The sequence below is a fragment of the Micromonospora yasonensis genome (assembly GCF_026013475.1).
In the GTDB taxonomy this organism is placed as follows: domain Bacteria; phylum Actinomycetota; class Actinomycetes; order Mycobacteriales; family Micromonosporaceae; genus Micromonospora; species Micromonospora yasonensis.
On record NZ_JAPDPH010000283.1, the window covers coordinates 1 to 7,910 of the forward strand.

At 66.8% G+C, this 7,910-nt stretch carries 9 protein-coding genes and 1 pseudogene; 7 read left to right on the forward strand and 3 right to left on the reverse strand.

Annotated features, from left to right (window positions below; translation table 11 throughout):
- Positions 1–465 precede the first annotated feature (465 nt).
- Positions 466–1,020, forward strand: a complete 555-nt coding sequence (locus tag ONA70_RS32785) for an RNA polymerase sigma factor (RefSeq protein WP_265010365.1) — start codon at positions 466–468, stop codon at positions 1,018–1,020.
- On the forward strand, positions 1,017–2,084 hold the full coding sequence (locus tag ONA70_RS32790) for a hypothetical protein (protein WP_265010366.1): 1,068 nt from the start codon (positions 1,017–1,019) through the stop codon (positions 2,082–2,084). Before ONA70_RS32785 ends, ONA70_RS32790 begins: the two co-directional genes overlap by 4 nt.
- A 282-nt stretch (positions 2,085–2,366) precedes the next feature.
- On the opposite strand, the gene ONA70_RS32795 is transcribed toward ONA70_RS32790, so the two are convergent.
- Together ONA70_RS32795 and ONA70_RS37070 are read right to left on the reverse strand one after the other, a co-directional pair.
- Positions 2,367–2,624: a tyrosine-type recombinase/integrase gene (locus ONA70_RS32795; protein ID WP_406601293.1), complete on the reverse strand. Its 258-nt coding sequence runs from the start codon at positions 2,622–2,624 to the stop codon at positions 2,367–2,369.
- Positions 2,625–2,916: 292 nt separating this feature from the next.
- A pseudogene (locus ONA70_RS37070) lies at positions 2,917–3,186 on the reverse strand (hypothetical protein); the annotation flags it as partial.
- A gap of 108 nt (positions 3,187–3,294) precedes the next feature.
- On the opposite strand from ONA70_RS37070, the gene ONA70_RS32800 reads away from it, so the two are divergent.
- On the forward strand, positions 3,295–3,927 hold the full coding sequence (locus ONA70_RS32800) for a S1 RNA-binding domain-containing protein (RefSeq protein ID WP_265010367.1): 633 nt from the start codon (positions 3,295–3,297) through the stop codon (positions 3,925–3,927).
- Here ONA70_RS32800 and ONA70_RS32805 read toward each other — a convergent pair.
- Complete coding sequence (locus ONA70_RS32805; protein ID WP_265010368.1) at positions 3,914–4,990, reverse strand: bifunctional NAD(P)H-dependent oxidoreductase/GNAT family N-acetyltransferase; 1,077 nt, start codon at positions 4,988–4,990, stop codon at positions 3,914–3,916. The genes ONA70_RS32800 and ONA70_RS32805 overlap by 14 nt on opposite strands.
- A gap of 31 nt (positions 4,991–5,021) precedes the next feature.
- Here ONA70_RS32805 and ONA70_RS32810 point away from each other — a divergent pair, with 31 nt between their 5' ends.
- The 4 genes from ONA70_RS32810 (at position 5,022) to ONA70_RS32825 (ending at position 7,875) form a co-directional block, all read left to right on the forward strand.
- The gene (locus tag ONA70_RS32810) at positions 5,022–5,525 is read left to right on the forward strand and encodes a MarR family winged helix-turn-helix transcriptional regulator (protein ID WP_265010369.1); all 504 of its coding nucleotides are present in this window, start codon (positions 5,022–5,024) and stop codon (positions 5,523–5,525) included.
- 231 nt (positions 5,526–5,756) lie between these two features.
- Entirely contained in the window at positions 5,757–6,644 is an 888-nt protein-coding gene (locus ONA70_RS32815) for an RNA polymerase sigma-70 factor (RefSeq protein WP_265010370.1), read from the forward strand.
- Between the two features lie 93 nt (positions 6,645–6,737).
- Positions 6,738–7,094, forward strand: a complete 357-nt coding sequence (locus tag ONA70_RS32820) for a DoxX family protein (RefSeq protein WP_265010371.1) — start codon at positions 6,738–6,740, stop codon at positions 7,092–7,094.
- 304 nt (positions 7,095–7,398) lie between these two features.
- Positions 7,399–7,875 (forward strand): hypothetical protein, encoded by a 477-nt coding sequence (locus ONA70_RS32825; protein ID WP_265010372.1) that lies wholly within the window; start codon positions 7,399–7,401, stop codon positions 7,873–7,875.
- The last annotated feature ends 35 nt before the right edge of the window (positions 7,876–7,910 follow it).

A 7,910-nucleotide genomic window follows, 5' to 3' on the forward strand; every position in this document is an offset into this window, starting at 1 on the left:
CCGCGTGACCGCCTCTGCAGGCTGCCGCGCAAGCTCGGCGGCAGATCCGCGCGCCGCGGTCATGCAAAGGACTGCTCGGCGAAGCTGATCCCGGCGCGCTCGGTGGAGGTGAGGGCCTGCCGAGGGACCTCGGCAGAGGGCTGGGAATCAGGCTCCCCACGTGGGCCGTAGAAGCGATACCGATAGTGACGATCACCGACATGGCGCGGCACGCGGTCGGCCAGATGAGCGCTCCCGAGGGAGACGAGCATTTTGTCGATGTGCAACGTCTCGCTGGCCGCCGATGTGAGCGCGGTGCGTGACGGCGGCATGGTTCCAGGCATGAGTTCGTTGCGGTCGACCGGCCGGAACGCCGTCGAGATCGCCGGGATTGGCTGCGGGTAGGCGTCGCGTAGGTCCTAGAACCTCGGCAGGTCGGCGGTATCGTGGTGTCACGATGAGCCCGGTGCCGGACATGCAAAAGACGTGAGCTCTGAGGACCGGTTTCGGCGCGTCTACGCCGGCAACTTCGAAGCGCTTCTCGCGTACGCGTCACGTCGTGTCGAGCAGCCGGACGACGCCGCCGACGTGGTCGCGGAGACCTTCCTGGTGGCGTGGCGGCGCAGCGCCGACCTGCCCTCCGACGATGAGGTCCGGCTGTGGCTGTACGGGGTGGCCCGCCGAGTGCTGGCGAACCACCACCGCAGCGGGATCCGCCGAGAGCGGTTGGGTGAGCGGCTCCGGCATTGCCTGACCGCGGTCTCCACGCCCGATCCGGGCAATGAGGTGCCGCAGCGGCTCGCCGTGCAGGCCGCGCTGCGCCGGCTGAACGACACGGACCGGGAGATGTTGCTGCTCACCGTATGGGAGGGCCTGCAGCCCCGGGAGGCGGCGGAGGTGGTCGGGGTAAGCCCGACCGCGGCGCGGACCCGCCTGTCTCGGGCACGGGCCCGGCTGCGCGAACTCGTCGGTCACGACCCTCATGGACCCGGACATGTACTCGATGTCCTGGCCGTACCCGTCCCGAAGGAGGGCAGATGACCGACGAGCACCTCGACCGCCTGGTTCGAGACGCCGACCCCTATCGACCTGAGATCATCCAGCGCCTCGGCGGGGCGGATCAGCATCTCCTGGAGGAGATCATGTCCACCCCGAAACTCGACTCGGTGCCGGCGAGACCGCTGCGCCGTACCCTCGTCCGTCAACTCGCCGGCGCCACGGCCGCTGCGGCGGCCGTGGCCGGCATCATCGCCACCTCGTCGCTCTGGTCCGCGCAGCCCGACGACGTGTACACCGGACCGACCGGCCTGCCCAGCGTGGGCACGGCCGCGATCAGCGGGTGGGAACTCGACCTGAAGGCTGCGCAGGAGCACCCGCGCCTGCTGATCGATGAGTCGGGCTGGAAAGCGATCAGCGTCTACGGATTCGCCGAGGAGAATGGCAGCATCGAATTCCAGAACGGCGACCGCAGCCTGCAGATGAACTGGTACCCGGACGAGCAGTACCAGCACTACTACGACGACCGGCTGCATGTCAGCAAACCGGAGGTGACCACCGTGGCGAACCGGCCGGCCAGCATCTTCACCTACAGCAAGAACGACATGTCGGCCATGCTCAAGCCGCAGGACGGCACGTTTGTCGAGTTGCGCACCGGGGGCAATTGGACGCGGGCAACCTTCGACGGGATCCTCACCCACGTGATAAAGGTGGATGCCAAGTCGTTCCTCAAGGCGCTGCCGCCGGAGATCGTCACGCCGGGCGACGTCCGTGAGGAAGCCGCCAAGATTCTCGCCGACATGCCGTCCCCGCCGGGCTTCGACGTGTCGGTACTGGACAACGCCGGGGCCAACGACCCATACCAGTTCGGCGCCGCAGTGGCCGGCAGGGTCACCTGCGACTGGATCGCCGAGTGGATCCGAGCCGACTCCGCCGGCGACGACCAAGCGGTCAAGCAGGCAGCAGCCGCGCTGCGCAGTAGCCACCAGTGGAAGGTGCTGCACGACATGAACGACGAGGGCGACTACCCCGAGGTCGTCTGGGAGATCGCCGACAAGGTCGCCGACGGTGATGTCCCGAAGTGGTACAAGGATGGCCTGGGCTGCTGACTCAGCCGGTGGTCAGGGGCAGAACAACCGGTGCCTTCCGAGTTGCCAGGTGTGACAGAGATCGACATCAACTGCTGTGGCTCACACGAAATCCTGCGTGAAGGCATTGTCCGCTCTCCGGCCGCAGGTGCTTCGCGAACCGCTGCTCGTATGAGACCGCGTGGGCGACGCGATGGCTGAACCGACCTCCGGCACGGCTTTCAGCTGGCGCGTTACCTGACCGGCCGCTATGGCACCACCGGTGGCCGTGCGCACTACCTTCGTCAAAGCCGGGAGGGCTTGCTACATCCCGGAGGCCATGCAGGCGGCGAGGATGTAGTTGGGGTGCCGGTCGACGTTCTTGCGGGCTCGGTCGTAGCGCATGGTGGTTCTCGGATCGGCGTGGCGGGCGGCGATCTGCACCTCGCGGAGGCTGACGCCGGCGTCGAGCATGGCCGTGCCGAAGGTGTGGCGCAGCATGTGGGGGTGCATCCTCGGCATCCGGATCCCCGCGGCGTAAGCGAGGTGCTTGAACCGGCGGGTGGCGGCGTGCCGGTCCATCCTCCCGCCGTGGGGGTGTTGCGCAGGATCGGCCCGCTGGTGCGCCCATCGACGGCCCGATCGACGGCCCTGGCCACCGCAGGTGGCAGCGGGACGAGCACGACCTTGCCGCCCTTGCCGCGCACCCGTAGGACCCGGTGGCCGTGCTCCTCACCGAGGTCGGCGATGTTCGACCCGCACGCTTCGAAGATCCGCAGCCCGAGCAGGCCCAAAAGCGCGACCAAGGCGAAGTCGTTCGGGTTCGAGGCGAGTGCTCCAAGATGGCGTCAATGACGCAGACCCGGTAGAAACCGACCACGACCGACAGGCGCCGCGACACCGTCGAGGGCTGGTACCGCCGGACGTCATGCAGCCAGCGCACGTACCGCTCGATGTCCACCCGCGCCGCAGCCAGCGGGTGAAGGTCTTGGTCGGTGCACCAGCGTAGGAAGACTCGCAGGTCGGACTCGGTATGAACGCGAGTTTGCCCACGATAGCGGCCCAGGAAGGCCGACACCGCAGCGCGCACAACGAGTTGAACATCAGGTACAACACCGGAATCTGAAGCAGGAGAGATAGCCATACATCACCGTGCGTCACCACGGCGATGGAACACCAGTCCACCCGGAGCGGCAGAAGCGTGCACCTGGTCAAGAGCCGCAAGTCGCTACGTCGGCTATACAGTGCTGCCATGTCTGGAGGCCAGCCGAAGCGCGGCACGGTGGTGCGTGGAATCATCTCAGAGATCCACAACTTCGGCGTCTTCGTGCGTCTCGAAGGGGACCGGGCCGGCTCGCCCGGCACTGGGTTCATTCGGATTCCGGAGCTGACCTGGGAGTACTTCTGCGACCCTGCCGACGTGGTGCACGCTGGCCAGCAGGTCTCCGCCGAGGTGCTCGACTTCGACGGCACCCGTGGACAGGTGCAGCTTTCGCTGAAAGCGTTGCAGGAGGATCCACTGGTCCAGTTCGCGGACCGGGTCGGTGAGGTGTTGTCCGGGCCGGTCGTCAAGGTGGTGCCGTTCGGTGTCTTCGTCCGCGTCGCGCCGGGCATCGCGGGACTGCCCCACGAGTCAGTTCTGACCCGGGAGCCAGTGATGGGAGAGATGGTCACCGTCACGATCGCCGAGGTGGACCGGCCGCGGCGCCAAGTGCGGCTGGAACTCGCGCGACGCGTTGATCGGCCGCCCACTACGAGCCGCCCGAACCAACACCGTCTACAACGGTTTCAACGTCCACGAAACCCACGCCACGCGCGGATCGCGGCCATGAGCGCGCACCGGACTACGGGGGCTCAATGGACCGGCAGCGTCAGCGCTGCCTAACGGATAGGTCCTTGGTAAGGCAGGTGGTTCCGTCAGGGCCGGCGAGTGGTATCGACTGGTAGCCCTCGCTGTGATAGAGGTCGATGTTCCGCAGGCTCTTGGCGCCGGTGAACAGCCGGATGCGGCGGCAATCCGGTTGGGCGGCGGCTTCGGCGGTGCGTAGCAGCCACCGGCCCAGCCCCTGGCCTCGCAGGTCGGGCACGACGGCGAGCCGACCCAAATGCCAGTCGGTGTCGACGTGACGGGCCCGCACCATGCCCAGCAGTCGGCCGTCCAGCCAGATGCCCGTGGTGTGCCAGGTCGCCAGCCAGTCACGTACCTCCTCCAGCGACTCGTGCAGGGCCGGTATGGCCATGGTGTCGTTGACGACGGCCTCGTCCACCCAGCAACACCTCTGCAGCACAGTGACCTCGGGCGCGTCGTCGGGGGTCAGCCGTCTCGCGTAGGACCCTGGCAACGGTCCGGACAGGGCCCCGGCTCGTGCACGTTCGCGCATCGGCCGTAGGGCGTGGGCGACCCGGACCAGTTCGTCCAGCAGGCCGACACCCGCCGTGTCGTGGGCCGCGTCGGGCCGCAGCCGACCATTCTCCGTTGCGTCACCGATGCGGATCGCGACCGTGGCGCCCAACGGAACCAGGCGCAGCGTGGTCACCACCTGCTTGGCGTGCTGAACCGACCGGGTGCCCGCCGACGTGTTGCCGTAGCTGACGAAACCGATCGGCTTCCATGCCCATTCGCGGCTGAGGTAGTCCAGCGCGTTCTTCAGGGTCGCTGGCATCCCGTAGTTGTACTCCGGCGTGACCGCGATGAACCCGTCCGCCGCGTCGACAATCGCGCTCCACCGCCGTGTGTGCTCATGTCGGTAGACACCCGACGACGGGTGTTCCTCTTCGTCCAGGAACGGCAGGTTCAGATCGCCGAGGGCCACCGGCTCAAGCTCGACGCCGAATTCCGCGGCACGAGGGGTGATCGTCTCGATCAGCCACTGTCCCACGGCGGGGCCGAGGGCGCCGGGGCGGGTGCTGCACATGAGCGCCAGGACACGGATCGGTTTCGTTGACATGGAAACGAAGCTTAGATGCTAGATTGATTACATGTCAACGAGACGGCCGGCCAGCAACGTGCGTTGGTTGAACCCCGACGAGGAGAGGGCGTGGCGGGCATTTCTGCGTGTGATGGTCGCCGTTCGGACCGGCACGGCGCGCGACCTGGCCGCGATCGGCCTCTCCGAACCCGACTACGAAGTACTCAGCACGCTGTCGGAGCAGCCCGACCACACCAGCACCCTGGGGGAACAGGCCGACAAGATGGGCTGGTCACGCAGTCGGCTGTCCCGGCACGCCACCCGGATGGAAGCGCGCGGTCTCCTCCGGCGCACACCCGACCCGACCGACGGCAGAGGCTGCCTCCTCGTACTCACCGCGCACGGGCTGGACACACTCGACAACGCCGCACCGGCCCACGTCGAGTCAGTACGACACCACTTCATCGACCGGCTCGCCCCGGAAGACCTCATCGCCATCGAACAGATCGACCGGAGGCTGGAAGAACCCCTAACCGGCGACGATCGACCACCCAAACGGCACCCGTCGGCATGATCGTCGATGGGTAAACACACTCATTTCGGCATGGCCGCATGCCGAGCCGCCGGTACGGGCTGTCACGCCGCGTAGCGATCGGATCGCGGCGGAAGCGGAGGCCCCCGGAAGAGATGCAAAGTCCGTACGGGTGCTGGCCGGTCGTCCTCCGACGGCGTTGATGCCCTCGATGGAGGCTTGCGCGACGGTCCACCGTGGCCCGTCTGAACACCTGACGTGCTATGCCGGATCATGGGTCGGGTGGCCGGGAGAGTGTTAGGTGACCAGCATGAGCCGCCCTTCGTGAAGCACCGTGGGTTGTTGTACGCGGTCGCGTACCGGATGCTCGGCAGCGTCAAGGAAGCCGAAGACGTAGTGCAGGAGGCCTGGCTGCGGTGGAGTCGCGTCGAACCGGCCACCGTCGTGGACGCCGAGGCCTTTCTGGTTCGAGTGACCATCCGGCTGGCGATCGATCAGCTGCGCAGCGCCCGTGTGCGGCGTGAGTCGTACATCGGCCCGTGGCTGCCTGAGCCCATCCTCACCCGACCGGACATCGCCGACGATGTGGTCCTTGCCGATTCCGTCTCCACCGCGCTGCTGCTCGTCCTGGAGACGCTGTCTCCGTTGGAACGCGCGGTGTTCGTGCTGAATGAGGCGTTCGGGTACCCGTACGCCGAGATCGCGCAGCTCCTGGGACGTGGGGAGCCGGCGGCACGGCAGCTTGCGCACCGGGCCCGAAAGGCGGTCGAGAGCCGCCGGCGCCGATATGACAGCGACCCCGTGAACCGGCAGCAGGTGACCGAGCGATTCCTGGCCGCCTGTTCCGGTGGTGACATCACCGCACTAATCGAGGTTCTTGCACCGAACGTGACGATGGTCAGCGACGGCGGCGGCCTCACCGGTGCGCCACGCAAACCCATCCACGGTTCGGACCTCGTGGCCCGGGCCATCGTCGTCCTCTCCCGGCAACAGCCGGTGGGCTCGACGGCCGGGGTGCTCCACCTCAACGGTGGCCCCGGTGTCGTCGTCCGCTGTGACGGAACGCCGGTGCTAGCGATGACCCTACACATGGTGGAGGGTCTGGTTCAGACCATCCACGTCGTCAGCAACCCCCAGAAGCTGACAGCCATAGCGCTGTGATCCAGAACACTCAACACCGTGTCACACATCGGGGTCACCACCTCGTCCGTGAGCGACTGGTCAACCGCCGCTTTCACGCATACGGAGACGCCGATGTTCGCCATCTATCTCACGGTGACCCTGCTCGCCTCAGCCCTCAACGGTTCGGCCGCCATCGCAAACGTGATCGGCCACGAATACCCGAAGACGGAGGCGGACCGCAATCGGATACCCCGATCGTGGGTACGACCATTGGGAATGCTCCTGGGCGCGGGCGCGCTCGGCTTGCTGGCCGGGTTCGTCGTGCCGGTCGTGGGTACGCTCGCGGCAGCCGGTCTGGTCTTGTACTTCCTCGGCGCGCTGGGCGCACATATGCGGGCGGGTAATTTCCGACTCGGCGCCTGGGCACTTTTCTTCGGACTCGCTCTGGCCGCACTCACCGTCAACCTCGCCTACCACCCGGACGCTTGATGGAACTGGTGGGTGGGGTCAGCGCTGGAGGTCATGTCGGCGTCGGCGCCTACCAACGTGTCTGGCAGCGTGAACCGCCGCACTCGCGTCCGAACCGGCACGTCGCCGGCGGACGGCCGGTGCGCCAAGCCGATGAGCGAATGGCATCCGCTCATCGGCAAGTCCGGACGCCGGCTCCATTCGCTTGACATGACGCTCAGTAACGGGCGGATTGCGGCAGAAGAGTGCGCCTGCGCAGTCCGGAACTGCTATCACGGCAGGCCCACGAGGGCAGAGCGACCGACTCACGCCTAGCATGCTCGTCGTGCTCGAACTGTCGGACGACCTGTTGCAGCTGGAGCCCGGTCAGATCGTCTACCTTTCACCGCTGCGGTCAGGCCCAGCAGCGGGTACTTGGGCGATCACCGTGCCGCTTGCGCCGTTCTCCGCAGCCGACCGTTTCGACCCCGCGACCTTCCGCCCTGGCACTGACGGACCCGAGATCATCAGGACGGCCATTCGCGGCGAGTTCATTGATCTACCCGGCAACGACCTGTCTGCACTGACCAACCGAACTTTCGGCTTCCCGATCAACCCGCACGCTGGCTACATCGATGCGAGCATCTACCTGGGCGGGGGACACAATCCGGTCGACATCACCCGGATGGAGTTCGGTGTGGCCCATTCGCTGAACATCGACGTTGTACTGCACGCCGCGTTCGACTTCAGCGAGGAAGGCGTCGAGATCGCGAACAGGTCAGCGGTCTTGCACGCCAACCTCCAGTTCGAGCAGCTCGACTGACCGCGACCGAACACCGGTAGGCCAACGTACTCAAC

What these genes read in the sequence shown, in the direction of transcription:
- ONA70_RS32790 (WP_265010366.1), top strand. Translation starts at nt 1,017, where the DNA reads ATGACCGACGAGCACCTCGACCGCCTGGTTCGAGACGCCGACCCCTAT.
- ONA70_RS32795 (WP_406601293.1), bottom strand. Translation starts at nt 2,624, where the DNA reads ATGGACCGGCACGCCGCCACCCGCCGGTTCAAGCACCTCGCTTACGCC.
- ONA70_RS32800 (WP_265010367.1), top strand. Translation starts at nt 3,295, where the DNA reads ATGTCTGGAGGCCAGCCGAAGCGCGGCACGGTGGTGCGTGGAATCATC.
- ONA70_RS32805 (WP_265010368.1), bottom strand. Translation starts at nt 4,990, where the DNA reads ATGTCAACGAAACCGATCCGTGTCCTGGCGCTCATGTGCAGCACCCGC.
- ONA70_RS32810 (WP_265010369.1), top strand. Translation starts at nt 5,022, where the DNA reads ATGTCAACGAGACGGCCGGCCAGCAACGTGCGTTGGTTGAACCCCGAC.
- ONA70_RS32815 (WP_265010370.1), top strand. Translation starts at nt 5,757, where the DNA reads ATGGGTCGGGTGGCCGGGAGAGTGTTAGGTGACCAGCATGAGCCGCCC.
- ONA70_RS32820 (WP_265010371.1), top strand. Translation starts at nt 6,738, where the DNA reads ATGTTCGCCATCTATCTCACGGTGACCCTGCTCGCCTCAGCCCTCAAC.